The organism is Burkholderia sp. HMSC10F09 (genome assembly GCF_001806955.1).
In the GTDB taxonomy this organism is placed as follows: domain Bacteria; phylum Pseudomonadota; class Gammaproteobacteria; order Burkholderiales; family Burkholderiaceae; genus Burkholderia; species Burkholderia multivorans.
The window spans coordinates 1-14,579 of sequence record NZ_KV786508.1 but is presented as its reverse complement, the minus strand read 5'-3'; the positions used below and the strand labels follow the sequence as shown (position 1 = coordinate 14,579).

The window sequence follows — 14,579 nt, the reverse complement described above, 5'->3', positions numbered from 1 at the left end:
TCGGCCACGCGCACGAGCAGCGCGGCGTCGGCGCGCACGCCGAGCCGCCGCGCCAGCGGCCGCGCGATCGCCCAGGCCTGGTTGTAGCCGCGCCGCACGAGGCGGCTGCGCGACAGCGGCACCGGCGCGACGACGTCGATCGCACCGGCGCCGGGCGTGTCGTCGATCAGCCGCGCGAGCCGCGCCGCGAATTCCGTGCCGAGCGCGAGCCGTGCATGGAACTTCAGATCGCGCGCGAGCCGGTCGAGCGGCGGCCGGTAGTCGGCGAGCGCGAGCGTCGCATCGAACGGCGGCGCCGCATTGCGGCACGCGTCGCACCGATACGCGTGCGCGCCGCGCGAACGCGGCCGCCGCGCGCCGAGCGGCATCGCGCAGACGGCGCAGCGCAGCCGCGCTTCGTTCCAGTACGCGGCGTCGCAGGCGGCGCATATCACGGCATGTGACAAATTGCCGCACAGTGCGCAGCGGTTCGGCAGCGCAGCCGCGGCGATGCGCGCGGCGAGCTGACCGACCTGCGACAAAACGACGCGCAGCGGATGCGGAACGGAACGGCGGACCATCGCGAACACTCCTTGCGGCCCCGGCTTCGCTGAAGCGTGCAGGGCGAGCGAGTATACTTCGGGCTCTTCGCCAGTGTGCCCGACATGTCCCCAGCTTCGACTCCAACCGGCCGTCCGGCCAATGACGCACGGCGCCTGCGGCGGATCTTCGATCGCCGTGCCGCCGCGTTCGACGCGGTTGCGTTCCTGCCGCGCGAGATCGCGCAGCGCATGTGCGAACGCCTCGAATACATCAAGGTGAATCCGACGGCCGTGCTCGACGCGGGCTGCGGCGCGGGCGACGACCTGCCGGCGCTGCGCGCGCGGTTCCCCGAGGCGCCGGTGTTCGGCGTCGACCTGTCGCACGCGATGCTCGCGCGCGCCGCGCAGCGCGAGCTCGAGCAGACGAGCTGGCGCCGCTGGCTTCCTGCATCGCTGGGCCGGGCGCTCGGACAGCGCGGGCCGCGCGTCGCGCAGGCCGATTTCTCGGCGCTGCCGTTCGCGGCCGGCGGATTCGAGCTGGTCTGGTCGAATCTCGCGCTCCACTGGCATTCGCGTCCCGACACGGTGTTCCCCGAATGGCAGCGCGTGCTGCGCGTGAACGGCCTGCTGATGTTCAGCACGCTCGGCCCCGACACGCTGCGCGAACTGCGTGCCGCCTGCGCGGACGCGGAAGCGGCGCTCGGCATCGCGCCGGCGGCCGCACGCGTGATCGATTTCGTCGACATGCACGATCTCGGCGACATGCTCGTCGAAAGCGGCTTCGAGATCCCCGTGATGGATCAGGAAGTGCTGACCGTCACGTACAAGTCTGCCGAATCGCTGCTCGCCGACGTGCGCCGCTGGGGCGCGTATCCGTTTGCGCGCACGGCGCCGCTGCACGCGTCGCGGCGCTTTCGCGACGCGCTCGCGAACGCGCTGGAAGCGCGCCGCCGCGCGGACGGCACGATCCCGCTGACGTTCGAAGTGATCTACGGCCACGCCTGGAAGGCGGTGCCGCGCACGACGCCGGAAGGGCACGGGATCGTGCGTATCGAAGACATCGGAAAGGGGCGTCCGAAGAATCGGTAAGGCGGTAAAGAGGGGTTTTGTTATGTCTGAAATTAGCGGCGTGAAGCGGGGTCGAATTGACGCCGGAAATGGCCGGAAAGCTTGTCGCGCTTGGCTCGCGGGCCGATAGGCGCTTGCTTGTGGATGCCATTGAACCCGCCTATAATGCGTCAGCTTGTCGTCCCGGGGTCCCCGCAATACGGGGCGGCAAGTCCGATGCAGGCATGCATCGCATGCCATTCGCGTGAGGCGGCGATGGAAGCAGCGAGGGTGTTGGCGGAGACGGCGAATGGCGAACCGGTCCTGAAGGACTGGCTCATGAAGCGCAACTGTTCGGTGTCGCCGCGCCAGTTCGTGCTGTTTTACGCGTCGCTCGCATGCTTCTCGCTGGCGATTGCGGCATTGCTGATGTGGCGTGGGGTATGGCTCGTCATGCCCTTCACCGGAATCGAGCTGCTGGTCGTGGGCGTCGCGTTTGCGATCTATGCCCGCCATGCGGTCGATTACGAGCGCATCAGGCTGTTTCCGCACCGGCTCGTGATCGAGCGGATGGATGCGGAGCGGTTCACGCAGATCGAATTCAACCCGCGCTGGGTGCGGGTCGAACCGGGCGCGACGCCACGCGATCCGATTCGGCTGGTGTCGCGCGGGCAGACCGTCGTAATCGGGCAGCATCTCGCGCAGTACAAGCGTGCGCAGTTCGCCGACGAACTGCGCGTAGCGCTCCGGCGCTGCGGCTGATGAAGCGCTCGCCGGGAGGCAACCGCAGGCGGCTTGCGACGGGGGAGGGTTTGAATGGAAATTTTGGGTAAGGATGCTATGAAAACAATCAAGCGAGCCCTCACGGGCGTGCTGGCATGCAGCGGATTGCTCTTTGCCGGTGCCGCTCTGGCGGTCGGTGACAGCCCGGGCGGCCCCCGCGTCAACGAGATCAACCTGCAGCCGCCCGTCACGAAGATCGCCGAGGAGCTCTACGATCTCCACACGATGATGCTGATCCTCTGTACGGTGATCTTCGTCGGCGTGTTCGGCGTGATGTTCTATTCGATCTTCGCGCACCGCAAATCCAAGGGCCACAAGGCCGCCAATTTCCATGAAAGCACGACCGTCGAAATCATCTGGACGATCGTGCCGTTCATCATCGTCGTGCTGATGGCGCTGCCGGCCACGAAGGCCGTCGTCGCGATGAAGGATACGACCAACGCCGACCTGACGATCAAGGTCACCGGTTATCAGTGGAAGTGGGGTTACGACTACGTGAAGGGCCCGGGCGAGGGCATCAGCTTCCTGTCGACGCTCACGACGCCGCGCGACGAAGTGATGGGCAAGAAGCCGATCACCGAAACCTATCTGCAGGAAGTCGACAATCCGCTCGTCGTGCCGGTCAACAAGAAGATCCGCATCATCACGACCGCGAACGACGTCGTGCACTCGTGGTACGTGCCCGCGTTCGGCGTGAAGCAGGACGCGATTCCGGGCTTCGTGCGCGACACCTGGTTCAAGGCCGACAAGGTCGGCACGTTCCGCGGCTTCTGTACCGAACTGTGCGGCAAGGAGCACGCGTACATGCCGGTCGTCGTCGAAGTGCTGTCGGACGACGACTACGCGAAGTGGGTCGGCGCGCAGAAGGCGAAGCTCGCCGGCGCGGCAGTCGATCCGAACAAGGTCTATACGATGGCCGAACTCGTCGCGCACGGCGAGGAAGTCTACAAGGCGAACTGCGCGGCATGCCACCAGGTGAACGGCAAGGGCCTCGGCGCCTTCCCGGCGATGGACGGCAGCCCGATCGTGAACGGCCCGATCGCCGGCCACCTCGAGCGCGTGCTGCACGGCAAGGGTGCGATGCCGTCGTGGGCATCGCTGTCGGATCTCGACATTGCGTCGGTCGTCACGTACGAGCGCAATTCGTGGGGTAACCACAAGAACGATCTGCTGCAGCCGAAGCAAGTGGCCGACGCGCGCAACGGCAAGATGCCGGAAGACACCGCGGGCGGCGCAGCGACCGCATCGGCACCGGCCGAAGCGGCTTCGGCGCCGGCGCAGGCCGCGTCGGGCGCGGCGCAACAGCCGGCGGCATCGGCTGCGCTGTCGACGATCTACTTCGAGACGGGCAAGAGCGCGCTGCCGGCCGACGCGAAAGCGGCGATCGCCGCAGCGGCCGACTATGCGAACGCGCATCCGGACGCGAAGCTCACGCTGTCGGGCTTCACCGACAAGACGGGCTCGGCCGACGCGAACGCCGAACTGGCCAAGCATCGGGCGCAGGCCGTGCGCGACGCGCTGAAGGCGGCGGGCGTGGCGGAAGACCGCATCATTCTCAAAAAGCCGGAAACGATCACGGGCGGGGCAGACGCGAAGGAAGCCCGGCGGGTCGAGATCGGGCCGGCGGCTTGACGTGTCGCCGAGTTTGTCGACGTATTCGCATTAGGAGATTCTCATGTCTAGCATCGGGCACGACGTAGCCGCGGGCCACGCGCACGACGACCACGCGCACGAAACGCCGCACGGCTGGCGGCGCTGGCTGTTCGCCACCAACCACAAGGACATCGGTACGCTGTACCTGCTGTTCTCGTTCATCATGTTCCTGTCGGGCGGCGTGATGGCGCTCGGCATCCGTGCCGAGCTGTTCCAGCCCGGCCTGCAGATCATGCGTCCGGAGTTCTTCAACGAACTCACGACGATGCACGGCCTGATCATGGTGTTCGGCGCGATCATGCCGGCGTTCGTCGGCTTCGCGAACTGGATGATTCCGCTGCAGATCGGCGCGTCCGACATGGCGTTCGCGCGGATGAACAACTTCAGCTTCTGGCTGCTGCCGGTCGCGGCGGTGCTGCTGGTCGGCTCGTTCTTCGCGCCGGGCGGCGCGACGGCCGCCGGCTGGACGCTGTACGCGCCGCTGTCGACGCAGATGGGCCCGGGCATGGACTTCGCGATCTTCGCGGTGCACATCATGGGCGCGTCGTCGATCATGGGCGGCATCAACATCGTCGTGACGATCCTGAACATGCGCGCGCCGGGCATGACGCTGATGAAGATGCCGATGTTCGCGTGGACCTGGCTGATCACCGCGTACCTGCTGATCGCCGTGATGCCGGTGCTGGCTGGCGCGATCACGATGGTGCTGTTCGACCGTCACTTCGGCACGTCGTTCTTCAACGCGGCAGGCGGCGGCGACCCGGTCATGTACCAGCACATCTTCTGGTTCTTCGGCCACCCCGAGGTGTACATCATGATTCTGCCGGCGTTCGGCATCGTGTCGCAGGTGATCCCGGCGTTCTCGCGCAAGACGCTGTTCGGCTATAGCTCGATGGTGTACGCGACGGCCTCCATCGCGATCCTGTCGTTCATGGTCTGGGCGCACCACATGTTCGCGACCGGCATGCCGGTCACCGGTCAGCTGTTCTTCATGTACGCGACGATGCTGATCGCGGTGCCGACGGGTGTGAAGGTGTTCAACTGGCTCGCGACGATGTGGCGCGGTTCGATGACGTTCGAAACCCCGATGCTGTTCGCGATCGGCTTCCTGTTCGTGTTCACGTTCGGCGGCCTGACGGGCCTGATGCTCGCGATGGCGCCGCTCGACATCCAGTATCACGGCACCTACTTCGTGGTCGCGCACTTCCACTACGTGCTGGTCGCGGGTTCGCTGTTCGCGCTGTTCTCGGGCTGGTACTACTGGTCGCCGAAGTGGACGGGCTGGATGTACAACGAGACGCGCGGCAAGATCCACTTCTGGGCGTCGATGATCTTCTTCAACCTGACGTTCTTCCCGATGCACTTCGTCGGCCTCGCGGGCATGCCGCGCCGCTATGCGGACTACCCGGCGCAGTTCACGGACTTCAACCAGGTCGCGACGATCGGCGCATTCGGCTTCGGCCTCGCGCAGGTGTACTTCCTGTTCGCGGTCGTGCTGCCGGCCTACCGTGGCGGCGGCGAGCTGGAGAAGGCGTCGGACAAGCCGTGGGACGGCGCGACCGGCCTCGAGTGGACGGTGCCGAGCCCGGCTCCGTTCCACACGTTCGAGCAACCGCCGCACGTCGAGTAAGTTTCACCGCGCGTTCCGCCGCTGCCTGCCGCGCAGGCAGGCGCGGCGGACGCCCGAACCGAAGTATCAGATGACCCGGAATCCACAACAAAGACGTACGCCCGAGCAGATCCGCGCGGGCAACAAGCGGCTCGGCCTGATCCTGCTCGTGATCGTCGCCGTCTTTTTTGTGGGTGTCGTGATCAAGCAGTGGTGGCTGTCCACTCACTGACGCAGAAACCGATGCAGTAGCGAGGAAGTTGTCGTATGTCGAAGCCGGAAGCGGGCGCCGCCGATCGCGCGTTCAACCGTTCGATGCTGGTGAAGCTGTTCGTCGTCGCCGCGCTGATGTTCGGGTTCGGCTTCGCACTGATTCCGATGTATCGCGCGATCTGTCAGGTCACGGGCATCAACAATCTGTTGCAGCGCGACGTCAGCGAGCGCGAGGCGAAGAACACGCAGGTCGACACCAGCCGGACGGTGTCGGTCGAGTTCGATGCGAATGCGCGCGGGCCGCTCGGCTTCAAGCCGGAGCACAACAGCCTCGACGTGCATCCGGGCGAGCTGACGACGATCGTGTACGACGTGACGAACGGGCAGGGCCGGCCGGTCGTCGCGCAGGCGATTCCGAGCTACGCGCCGAAGCAGGCGACGGAGTTCTTCAAGAAGATCGAGTGCTTTTGCTTCACGCAGCAGACGCTGGCCGCAAACGAGTCGCGCAAGATGCCGGTGGTGTTCGTGATCGATCCGAAGTTGCCGAAGGACGTGAAGACGATCACGTTGTCGTACACGTTCTTCGAACTGAATACGCCGGCAGTCGCAGCGCCGGCCGCGCCCGGAACGTCCGCGCAGCGTGCGGCGGCGAAGCCGGATGCATGACGACGGAGGCGGGACGATGACGGAGCCCACGCGCAGCGGCGGGTTCGGCCAGGCGCTCAGAGCGGTGCTGTGGTCGTTTTTCGGCGTGCGCAAGCGACGCGATCTCGAAGCCGACGCGACGCAGCTCAATCCGCTGCACGTGCTGATCGTCGCGCTGCTCGCCGCGGCCGCGTTCATCGGCGTGTTGATCCTGATCGTGCGCGCGGTGGTCGGCTGACGGACGGAACGATGCAATGCGCGGTGCCACGGCGCCGCGTGCAGGAAAGAGCGGCGGCGGTCGCGCCGCGCAAGAAATAAAGCCGGAGCGGTTTCCGGTACACAAATTGGACTGAAGTGGAGAATCAAGCATGAGCGGTCAAAACCAGACCCCGTACTATTTCGTGCCGCATCCGTCGCAGCATCCGATCAGCGCGGCCGTCGGCCTGCTGGTCATGCTCGGGTCGGTGGCGCTGTGGATCAACGGTCATGACTGGGCACCGTACACGGCGCTGCTCGGCCTGCTGTGGCTGCTCTTCACGCTGTACCACTGGTTCGGCGATTCGATCGCCGAGTCCGAAGGCGGGCACTACGGCAAGAACGTCGACAAGTCGTACCGCTGGAGCATGAGCTGGTTCATCTTCTCGGAAGTCATGTTCTTCGGCGCGTTCTTCGGCGCGCTGTTCTATGCGCGCGAAATCGCGCTGCATCAGCTCGGCAGCCTCGACTACAAGCTGATCTGGCCGGATTTCTCCGCCGTGTGGCCGAACGAAGGCCCGGCCGCGCTCGCCGGTCACTTCAAGACGATGGGCCCGTGGCCGATCCCGACGCTGAACACCGCGCTGCTGCTGTCGTCGGGCGCGACGCTGACGGTGTCGCACCACGCGCTGCGCGACGATCACCGCAAGAAGGCGATCGCATGGCTCGCGGCAACGCTCGTGCTCGGCGTCTGCTTCCTGTTCCTGCAGGGTTTCGAGTACTTCCACGCGTACAACGAACTGAACCTGACGCTCGGCTCGGGCATCTACGGCTCGACGTTCTTCCTGCTGACGGGCTTCCACGGCTTCCACGTGTTCCTCGGCGGCACGATGCTCGCGGTCGTGCTGGTGCGGATGATCCGCGGCCACTTCAAGCCCGATCATCACTTCGCGTTCGAAGGCGCCGCGTGGTACTGGCACTTCGTCGACGTCGTCTGGCTCGGCCTGTACGTCGTCGTCTACTGGCTGTAAATGGACGAACGGCCCGCGCAGCGATGCGCGGGCCGTTTTCATTGGTGCGGACGGGGCAGCGGCTGGCTGCCGGCGATCAGCACCGCCCCGGCGCCGCCGCGACTCAGTCAGGCGGCGCTTTTGCTTGGCGGCGCGGCGATGCGGCGAAATGCCACAGTGGCCACGGCGGCATCAACGTCCGATCGGCAGCCCGGTCGAATGGATCCAGCCCATCCAGTTCGCGAACAGGATGAACAGGAACAGCGAGATCGACAGCCCGACGCGGGTGGCGAGCGACCAGACCATGCGCTTCGTATGGCCGCGGTCGTGCATCATGAAATAGAGCGCCGAGCCCATGCTGGCAATGATGAGGACGAAGGCGATGGGAACGAGTATGTGCATGACACGAGCCGGACGACGGCAATTCGAAAGGAAGAGGATAATTATCGCACTTCGCTTTTGCGCGTGCGCCTCGCGGGCAGTGCGATGAAGATCCGCTGGCTGCCTGCGCTGCTGATTCTCGCCGTCGTCGCGGTCACGATCCGGCTCGGCTTCTGGCAGCGCGACCGCGCACACCAGAAGGAAGCGTTGCAGGCGAACATCGTGCGCTACGAGCACGCGGCGCCCGTCGACGTCGGCGCGCAGCCGATTCCGCTCGCGGAGATCGAGTTTCACCGCGTCCGCGCGAAGGGCCGCTTCATTCCCGAGCAAGCGGTGTTCCTCGACAATCGGCCGTATAACGACCAGCCAGGCTTTTACGTCGTGATGCCGTTTAAACTCACGGGCGGCGGCTACGTGCTGGTCAATCGCGGCTGGCTGCCGCGCAACATCGCGGATCGCACCGCGATCGAGCCGTTCGCCACGCCGGCCGGCGACATCGAGATCGAAGGCATCGCGCGCGCCGACGCATCGCGCGCGTTCGAACTCGGCGAAGGCGGTTCCGCGCCGCATCAGAAGATTCGGCAGAACCTGGACGTCGCCGCGTATGCGAAGGAAACCGGGCTGCCGCTGCAGCCGTTCGTGATCCAGCAGACGAGCGACGACGGCGACAAGCTCGTGCGCGACTGGCCGGCGGCGACGACCGGCGTCGAGCGCAATTACGGTTACATGTTTCAGTGGTGGGGCATGGCGGCGGCCGCGCTCGGTTTCGGCCTGTACGCGGCGCGGCGTGCGGCGAAGAAATCGGCCGGCGCGTGAGCGCGATGCCCGGACGCGGCGCCTGCGCCGCGCGTTCGTTTCGAGAGGTCTGATTTGTCGATCCAATCTTCCCGTCGGGATCCGGCGGCCACGCCGGTTTCGCCGGCGGCCCGCAAGCGCGGCCGCTGGATGCTCGTGCTGCTCGCGCTCGTCTGTGCGGCGCCGATGCTCGCGTCCTACTTCACCTACTACGTGATCAAGCCGAAGGGCGGCTCGACCAACTACGGCACGCTGATCGAGCCGCAGCGGCCGATTCCGGCGAACCTCGTCGTGACCGACGAGACCGGCAAGCAGGTGCCGCTCGCGTCGCTGCGCGGCGTGTGGCTGTTCGTGATGACCGACCGCAGCGCCTGCGACGAAGCGTGCGTGAAGAAGCTCTATTTCATGCGGCAGATCCGCGTCACGCAGGCGGGCGAGCGGCACCGGATCACGATGGTGTGGCTGCGCAGCGATGCGGGCGCGGTCCCGCAGAAGGTGCTCGACGCGTATCCGGATACACGGCGCCTCGTCGCCGATCCGGCTGCGGTCGCCGCGTGGCTGCCGGCCGATACCGGCACGCAGGATACCGACCATCTGTACCTGGTCGACCCGAACGGCAATCTGATGATGCGTTTCCCGAAAGACCCGAACCCCAGCAAGATCAAGACGGACGTCACGAAGCTGCTGAAGTGGTCGAGCATCGGTTAACTCGACACGACGAGGCACCATGTCCTATTTGCTGCAACTCGGCCTGATCGGCATCTGCATCGCGCTGCTGCCGCTGTCGTACGTGTGGGTGAAGGCCGACGACGACAAGTTCCGCAAGCTCGTGTGGGTCACCACCTTCCTGACGCTCGACCTCGTGATGTTCGGCGGCTTCACGCGGCTGACCGATTCGGGCCTCGGCTGCCCCGACTGGCCCGGCTGCTACGGCACGTCGTCGCCGTTCATCGCGCATGCGGCGATCACGGCAGCGCACCAGGCGATGCCGACCGGCCCCGTCAGCATGACGAAGGCGTGGATCGAGATGATCCACCGCTATTTCGCGATGGCGATCGGCGTGCTGATCATCGCGCAGGTCGTGATCGCGTGGTCCGCGAAGCTGCGCCGCCGCCCGCTGCACGTGTCGCCGTGGTGGCCGACGAGCCTGCTGCTGCTGATCGTCGTGCAGGGCATCTTCGGTGCGTGGACGGTCACGATGAAGCTGCAGCCGGTGATCGTCACGACGCACCTGCTGCTCGGCCTCACGCTGCTTGGCACGCTCGGCTGGCTCGCCGCGCGCCAGACGCCGCTGCCCGCGCACGACCCGGAAGCCGGCCGCTATCGTGCGGCCGCGCTCGCGGCGCTCGTGCTGCTCGTCGTGCAGATCGCGCTCGGCGGCTGGGTCAGCACGAACTACGCAGTGCTTGCCTGCACCGACTTCCCGACCTGCAACGGCCAGTGGATTCCGCCGATGAACTTCGAGCAGGGCTTCCATCTGTGGCGCGCGCTCGGGATGACGCGCGACGGCGAGGCGATCACGCAGGACGCGCTCGTCGCGATCCACTGGACGCACCGGACGTTCGCGTTCGTCGTCGTCGCGTATCTGATCGCGTTCGCGCTGAAGATGCGCCGCTTCGCGTCGCTGCGGCGGCCCGCGAACGGCGTGCTGCTGGTCGTCGTGCTGCAGTTCGTGACGGGCCTGACCAACATCGTGCTGCAGTGGCCGCTGCCGGTCGCGGTCGCGCACAACGGCGGCGCCGCGATCCTGCTGCTGCTCGTCGTCATGTTAAACTTTCGCATCCTTTCAAGCCGCCCCGGCCGTGTCGTGCAGCCTGCGCGCGACGCCGCCGCGGCGTGACCGTCCCCATGCAAAGCACCCTCTCCCAATCGCCCGGTAGCCGCTTTTCCCAGTACATGGCGCTGACGAAGCCGCGTGTCACGCAGCTTGCGGTGTTCTGCGCGGTGATCGGCATGTTCCTCGCGACGCCGGGCATGGTGCCGTGGCATGTGCTGATCGGCGGCACGGTCGGCATCTGGCTGCTGGCCGGCGCCGCCTTTGCGATCAACTGCCTCGTCGAACAGAAGGTCGACGCGATGATGCGCCGCACCGCGTGGCGCCCGTCCGCGCGCGGCGAGATCACGACGCCGCAGATCCTGCTGTTCTCGGCCGTGCTCGGCAGCCTCGGCGCATGGACGCTCTACACGTTCACGAACGCGCTGACGATGTGGCTGACGATCGCGACCTTCGTCGGCTACGCGGTGATCTACACGCTGCTGCTCAAGCCGATGACGCCACAGAACATCGTGATCGGCGGCGCGTCGGGTGCGATGCCGCCGGCGCTCGGCTGGGCGGCGGTCACGGGCGCCGTGCCGGGCGACGCGTGGATCCTCGTGCTGATCATCTTCGTGTGGACGCCGCCGCATTTCTGGGTGCTCGCGCTGTATCGCCGCAAGGATTACGAAAACGCGGGCCTGCCGATGCTGCCCGTCACGCACGGCGAGAAGTTCACGCGGCTGCACATCCTGCTCTACACGGTGATCCTGTTTGCAGTCACGATGATGCCGTTCATCTCGGGGATGAGCGGCGCCGTCTACCTGACGAGCGCGGTGCTGCTCGGCGCGGTGTTCCTCGCGTATGCGTGGAAGATCTACCGCGACTATTCGGACGAACTCGCCCGCAAGGCCTTCCGTTATTCGATCGTCTATCTGTCGCTGCTGTTTGCCGCGCTGCTCGCCGATCACTACGCGCGCCCGCTGCTCGGCGTGTAACCGCACGGTTTGAACGCAATGCTCCACTCATGGTTCGGGCGCCGCGCGCGCCAGCGCTGGGCGCTCGTCTGCGCATTCGCGGCGGCGCTGCTGCTCGCCGCCTGCGACAACGCGCCGAAATTCCAGAATCTCGACATCACCGGCAACACGCAGTTCGGCAGCGATTTCGCGTTGCCCGACACGACCGGCAAGGTGCGCACGCTCGCCGACTTCAAGGGCAAGGCCGTCGTGATGTTCTTCGGCTATACGCACTGCCCTGACGTGTGCCCGACGACGATGGCCGAATTGTCCGAAGCGCTGAAGCAGCTCGGGCCCGATGCCGCGAAGCGCGTGCAGGTGCTGTTCGTGACGGTCGATCCCGAGCGCGACACGCCCGCGCTGCTCGGCCAGTATGTGCCCGCGTTCGATCCATCGTTCATCGGGCTGCGTCCGGCCGACGACGCGCAGCTGAAGAAGGTGACGAAGGATTTCCGCGTCTATTACGCGAAAGTGCCCGGCAAGACGCCGGGCAGCTACACGATGGATCACACGGCCGCGAGCTACGTGTTCGATCGGGACGGCAAGCTACGCCTGTTCGTGCGCGACGGCCAGGGCCCCGGCCCGTGGGTCCACGACCTGAAGCTGCTGATCGGCTGATCGGCCGGCATGCCGTGCCTGTCCGGGCGTTCGACCCGGCAGGCGCGTGACGGCCGCGACGCGCCGTCACGCGTTCCTTCTTTTTCTCCCGCCTTTTTGCTCATCGCCCTTGTCGGTGCATGCGCGCCGTACATGCGGGGCAGCGCCGGCGCGCATCGCCCGTATCGCGTTACGGCAGCGCCGGCACGTTGAAGCCGGTCGCCGCGCGCGTGATGCGGAATTCCGTCACGCGATAGGTCGCGAGCCCTTCGGTGACGAACGGATCGGTCTGCAGGATCGCTTCCAGCGCGTCGCGATCGATGCGCGCCGCGAGGATCACGCCGCCTGCGCGCGGCACCTTCGGCCCGGCCGCGATGAAGATGCCCTTGTCGAGCAGCGGCTGCAGATACGCGCGGTGGCGTTCGAGCGCGTCGTCGATGCGCTCGAGCGACGCGGTGTAGTGGATGTCGATGACGTACATGTCGAAATGGCCTCGGAGTGTCGCCGGCGCATTGCGCGCACCGGCCAGCGGACCTTTGTAGCACAGCGGGCGTTCGCTGTCGTGCCGGGCGCCCGCGTCGTATTCAAGTTGTAAGCGCCACTGCCGTAAATACGGGGGCAACCGTTTGCGCGCGGCGGCCTGCGCGCGCATCGACATCGACAACAGGGCACCTCCGATGAGCAGAATGAGTTTGAATCGCAAGCTATGGCTCGCGCTTGCGCTGGTATGGATCGGTCTGCTCGGCGTTGGCGCGTGGAGCGCGTACGAAACGCGCGCGACGATGCTGACCGAGCGCAAGGAAGGGATCACGAATCTCGTCGACGCGGCGGCCGGCATCGTGAAGTCGTACTACGCGCTCGCGCAGAGCGGCACGCTGCCGGAGGCCGATGCGAAGCGCGACGCGCTCGCGAGCCTCGCCGCGATGCGCTACGGCGACGCGGGCTACGTCTTCGTGATGGATTCGAAGCCGGTCGTGCTGATGCATCCGACGCTGCCGAAACTCGTCGGCACGCAGGTCGGCGATTATCTCGACCCGGACGGCAAGCCGTTGTTCGTGACGATCCTGAATGCCGCGAAGGCGACCGGCAGCGGCTTCGCCGAATATCGCGGCCGGCTGCCGCACAGCGAGACCGCGGTGCCGAAGATCAGCTACGTCACGCGCTTCGCGCCGTGGGACTGGAACATCTCGAGCGGCGTGTTCGTGAAGGACATCGATACCGTCTACTACCGGACGCTCGCCGGCCACCTCGTCGTCGTGCTCGTGATCGGCATCCTGATCAGCGCGGCGATGTTCGTGATCATCCGCAACGTGCGCGGCAGCCTCGGCGGCGAGCCCGATGCGGCGGCCGCGCTCGCGATGCGCATCGCGCAGGGCGACCTGACGCAGCCGGTGCCGGTGCGCGCCGGCGATCGCACCAGCATGATGGCCGCGATGCGCGACATGCAGGCGCGGCTGCAGGCGACGATGCGCGGGATTCGGCAGTCGGCCGAGTCGATCGCGGCCGCGAGCCGCCAGATCGCGGCCGGCAACGACGATCTCTCGCAGCGTACCGAGGAGCAGGCCGCGTCGCTAGAGGAAACGGCCGCGAGCATGGAGCAGCTGACGGCGACCGTGAAGCAGAACGCGGACAACGCGCGGCAGGCGAGCGGGCTCGCGAACAACGCATCGGAGATCGCGCGCACGGGCCACGACGTCGTGAGCCGCGTGATCGTCACGATGGGCGAGATCGACGACAGCTCGCACAAGATCGCCGACATCATCGGCGTGATCGACGGCATCGCGTTCCAGACCAACATCCTCGCGCTGAACGCGGCCGTCGAGGCGGCGCGTGCGGGCGAGCAGGGGCGCGGCTTTGCGGTCGTCGCCGGCGAAGTGCGTTCGCTTGCGCAGCGCAGCGCGACGGCCGCGAAGGAAATCCGCGAACTGATCGTCGACTCGGTCGAGCGCGTGCGCAACGGATCGACGCTCGTCGGCCAGGCCGGCACGACGATGGGCGAGATCCTGCAGGCGGTCGCGCGCGTGACCGACATCATGGGCGAGATCGCCGCCGCGTCGGAGGAGCAGGCGAGCGGGATCACGCAGGTCGGACGCGCGGTCACGCAGATGGACCAGGTCACGCAGCAGAATGCGGCGCTCGTCGAGCAGGCGGCCGCGGCGGCCGCGTCGCTGCAGGAGCAGGCCGGGCGGCTGCGCGATGCGATCGGCGCGTTCCGTGTCGGCGATTCGGCCGAAGCGGCGCCGCGTGCGTCGCGTCCCGCGCGTCCGCACGCCGACGAGCCGGCCATCGAGCGGCACGACGCCGGCAGCGAGACGGTCGCCGCCTGACGCGCGGCGTGCCACGGGCATCGGGACACGGCGA

Annotated in this window: 17 protein-coding genes; 14 read left to right on the top strand and 3 right to left on the bottom strand. The window is 66.7% G+C overall.

From position 1 onward, the window contains the following. A partial coding sequence (locus tag HMPREF3115_RS01925) for a ComF family protein (protein ID WP_070553310.1) occupies positions 1-560 on the bottom strand: 560 nt, incomplete at its 3' end. Positions 561-644: 84 nt separating this feature from the next. On the opposite strand from HMPREF3115_RS01925, the gene HMPREF3115_RS01920 reads away from it, so the two are divergent. From HMPREF3115_RS01920 to HMPREF3115_RS01890, 8 genes are all read left to right on the top strand, one after another. Beyond that, entirely contained in the window at positions 645-1,610 is a 966-nt protein-coding gene (locus HMPREF3115_RS01920) for a methyltransferase domain-containing protein (RefSeq protein WP_070553309.1), read from the top strand. Positions 1,611-1,805: 195 nt separating this feature from the next. Next, the gene (locus HMPREF3115_RS01915; protein WP_012467715.1) at positions 1,806-2,330 is read left to right on the top strand and encodes a DUF2244 domain-containing protein; all 525 of its coding nucleotides are present in this window, start codon (positions 1,806-1,808) and stop codon (positions 2,328-2,330) included. Between the two features lie 54 nt (positions 2,331-2,384). Continuing rightward, positions 2,385-3,983 (top strand): cytochrome c oxidase subunit II, encoded by a 1,599-nt coding sequence (gene coxB, locus HMPREF3115_RS01910; protein ID WP_070553308.1) that lies wholly within the window; start codon positions 2,385-2,387, stop codon positions 3,981-3,983. Positions 3,984-4,026: 43 nt separating this feature from the next. Further along, positions 4,027-5,634: a cytochrome c oxidase subunit I gene (gene ctaD / locus HMPREF3115_RS01905; protein ID WP_006398198.1), complete on the top strand. Its 1,608-nt coding sequence runs from the start codon at positions 4,027-4,029 to the stop codon at positions 5,632-5,634. Between the two features lie 70 nt (positions 5,635-5,704). After that, positions 5,705-5,845: a cytochrome oxidase small assembly protein gene (locus HMPREF3115_RS31430; protein ID WP_006398199.1), complete on the top strand. Its 141-nt coding sequence runs from the start codon at positions 5,705-5,707 to the stop codon at positions 5,843-5,845. Between the two features lie 35 nt (positions 5,846-5,880). Next, positions 5,881-6,492: a cytochrome c oxidase assembly protein gene (locus tag HMPREF3115_RS01900; RefSeq protein ID WP_006407032.1), complete on the top strand. Its 612-nt coding sequence runs from the start codon at positions 5,881-5,883 to the stop codon at positions 6,490-6,492. 16 nt (positions 6,493-6,508) lie between these two features. Next, a complete protein-coding gene (locus HMPREF3115_RS01895; protein WP_006398201.1) occupies positions 6,509-6,709 on the top strand; it encodes a DUF2970 domain-containing protein in 201 nt (66 codons plus the stop codon). A 130-nt stretch (positions 6,710-6,839) separates the two neighbouring features. Further along, complete coding sequence (locus HMPREF3115_RS01890; RefSeq protein ID WP_006398202.1) at positions 6,840-7,697, top strand: cytochrome c oxidase subunit 3; 858 nt, start codon at positions 6,840-6,842, stop codon at positions 7,695-7,697. 171 nt (positions 7,698-7,868) lie between these two features. Here HMPREF3115_RS01890 and HMPREF3115_RS01885 read toward each other — a convergent pair whose 3' ends face one another. Continuing rightward, positions 7,869-8,078: a twin transmembrane helix small protein gene (locus HMPREF3115_RS01885; RefSeq protein ID WP_006763330.1), complete on the bottom strand. Its 210-nt coding sequence runs from the start codon at positions 8,076-8,078 to the stop codon at positions 7,869-7,871. An 84-nt stretch (positions 8,079-8,162) separates the two neighbouring features. Here HMPREF3115_RS01885 and HMPREF3115_RS01880 point away from each other — a divergent pair, with 84 nt between their 5' ends. The 5 genes from HMPREF3115_RS01880 to HMPREF3115_RS01860 are packed head-to-tail and all read left to right on the top strand — an operon-like array spanning position 8,163 to position 12,239. Next, complete coding sequence (locus tag HMPREF3115_RS01880; protein WP_070553311.1) at positions 8,163-8,873, top strand: SURF1 family protein; 711 nt, start codon at positions 8,163-8,165, stop codon at positions 8,871-8,873. 60 nt (positions 8,874-8,933) lie between these two features. Beyond that, entirely contained in the window at positions 8,934-9,560 is a 627-nt protein-coding gene (locus HMPREF3115_RS01875; protein ID WP_175835587.1) for an SCO family protein, read from the top strand. 19 nt (positions 9,561-9,579) lie between these two features. After that, a complete protein-coding gene (locus HMPREF3115_RS01870; RefSeq protein WP_006412119.1) occupies positions 9,580-10,692 on the top strand; it encodes a COX15/CtaA family protein in 1,113 nt (370 codons plus the stop codon). 8 nt (positions 10,693-10,700) lie between these two features. Next, positions 10,701-11,603 (top strand): heme o synthase, encoded by a 903-nt coding sequence (cyoE, locus tag HMPREF3115_RS01865; RefSeq protein WP_012212666.1) that lies wholly within the window; start codon positions 10,701-10,703, stop codon positions 11,601-11,603. A gap of 18 nt (positions 11,604-11,621) precedes the next feature. Continuing rightward, a complete protein-coding gene (locus HMPREF3115_RS01860; protein WP_070553306.1) occupies positions 11,622-12,239 on the top strand; it encodes an SCO family protein in 618 nt (205 codons plus the stop codon). Positions 12,240-12,408: 169 nt separating this feature from the next. Here HMPREF3115_RS01860 and HMPREF3115_RS01855 read toward each other — a convergent pair whose 3' ends face one another. Next, positions 12,409-12,699: a YciI family protein gene (locus tag HMPREF3115_RS01855; RefSeq protein ID WP_006398209.1), complete on the bottom strand. Its 291-nt coding sequence runs from the start codon at positions 12,697-12,699 to the stop codon at positions 12,409-12,411. A gap of 196 nt (positions 12,700-12,895) precedes the next feature. On the opposite strand from HMPREF3115_RS01855, the gene HMPREF3115_RS01850 reads away from it, so the two are divergent. Then, positions 12,896-14,545, top strand: a complete 1,650-nt coding sequence (locus tag HMPREF3115_RS01850; protein ID WP_070553305.1) for a methyl-accepting chemotaxis protein — start codon at positions 12,896-12,898, stop codon at positions 14,543-14,545. Positions 14,546-14,579: the final 34 nt, after the last annotated feature.

What these genes read in the sequence shown, in the direction of transcription:
- HMPREF3115_RS01920 (WP_070553309.1), top strand. Translation starts at nt 645, where the DNA reads ATGTCCCCAGCTTCGACTCCAACCGGCCGTCCGGCCAATGACGCACGG.
- HMPREF3115_RS01915 (WP_012467715.1), top strand. Translation starts at nt 1,806, where the DNA reads ATGCAGGCATGCATCGCATGCCATTCGCGTGAGGCGGCGATGGAAGCA.
- coxB (WP_070553308.1), top strand. Translation starts at nt 2,385, where the DNA reads ATGGAAATTTTGGGTAAGGATGCTATGAAAACAATCAAGCGAGCCCTC.
- ctaD (WP_006398198.1), top strand. Translation starts at nt 4,027, where the DNA reads ATGTCTAGCATCGGGCACGACGTAGCCGCGGGCCACGCGCACGACGAC.
- HMPREF3115_RS31430 (WP_006398199.1), top strand. Translation starts at nt 5,705, where the DNA reads ATGACCCGGAATCCACAACAAAGACGTACGCCCGAGCAGATCCGCGCG.
- HMPREF3115_RS01900 (WP_006407032.1), top strand. Translation starts at nt 5,881, where the DNA reads ATGTCGAAGCCGGAAGCGGGCGCCGCCGATCGCGCGTTCAACCGTTCG.
- HMPREF3115_RS01895 (WP_006398201.1), top strand. Translation starts at nt 6,509, where the DNA reads ATGACGGAGCCCACGCGCAGCGGCGGGTTCGGCCAGGCGCTCAGAGCG.
- HMPREF3115_RS01890 (WP_006398202.1), top strand. Translation starts at nt 6,840, where the DNA reads ATGAGCGGTCAAAACCAGACCCCGTACTATTTCGTGCCGCATCCGTCG.
- HMPREF3115_RS01885 (WP_006763330.1), bottom strand. Translation starts at nt 8,078, where the DNA reads ATGCACATACTCGTTCCCATCGCCTTCGTCCTCATCATTGCCAGCATG.
- HMPREF3115_RS01880 (WP_070553311.1), top strand. Translation starts at nt 8,163, where the DNA reads ATGAAGATCCGCTGGCTGCCTGCGCTGCTGATTCTCGCCGTCGTCGCG.
- HMPREF3115_RS01870 (WP_006412119.1), top strand. Translation starts at nt 9,580, where the DNA reads ATGTCCTATTTGCTGCAACTCGGCCTGATCGGCATCTGCATCGCGCTG.
- cyoE (WP_012212666.1), top strand. Translation starts at nt 10,701, where the DNA reads ATGCAAAGCACCCTCTCCCAATCGCCCGGTAGCCGCTTTTCCCAGTAC.
- HMPREF3115_RS01860 (WP_070553306.1), top strand. Translation starts at nt 11,622, where the DNA reads ATGCTCCACTCATGGTTCGGGCGCCGCGCGCGCCAGCGCTGGGCGCTC.
- HMPREF3115_RS01855 (WP_006398209.1), bottom strand. Translation starts at nt 12,699, where the DNA reads ATGTACGTCATCGACATCCACTACACCGCGTCGCTCGAGCGCATCGAC.
- HMPREF3115_RS01850 (WP_070553305.1), top strand. Translation starts at nt 12,896, where the DNA reads ATGAGCAGAATGAGTTTGAATCGCAAGCTATGGCTCGCGCTTGCGCTG.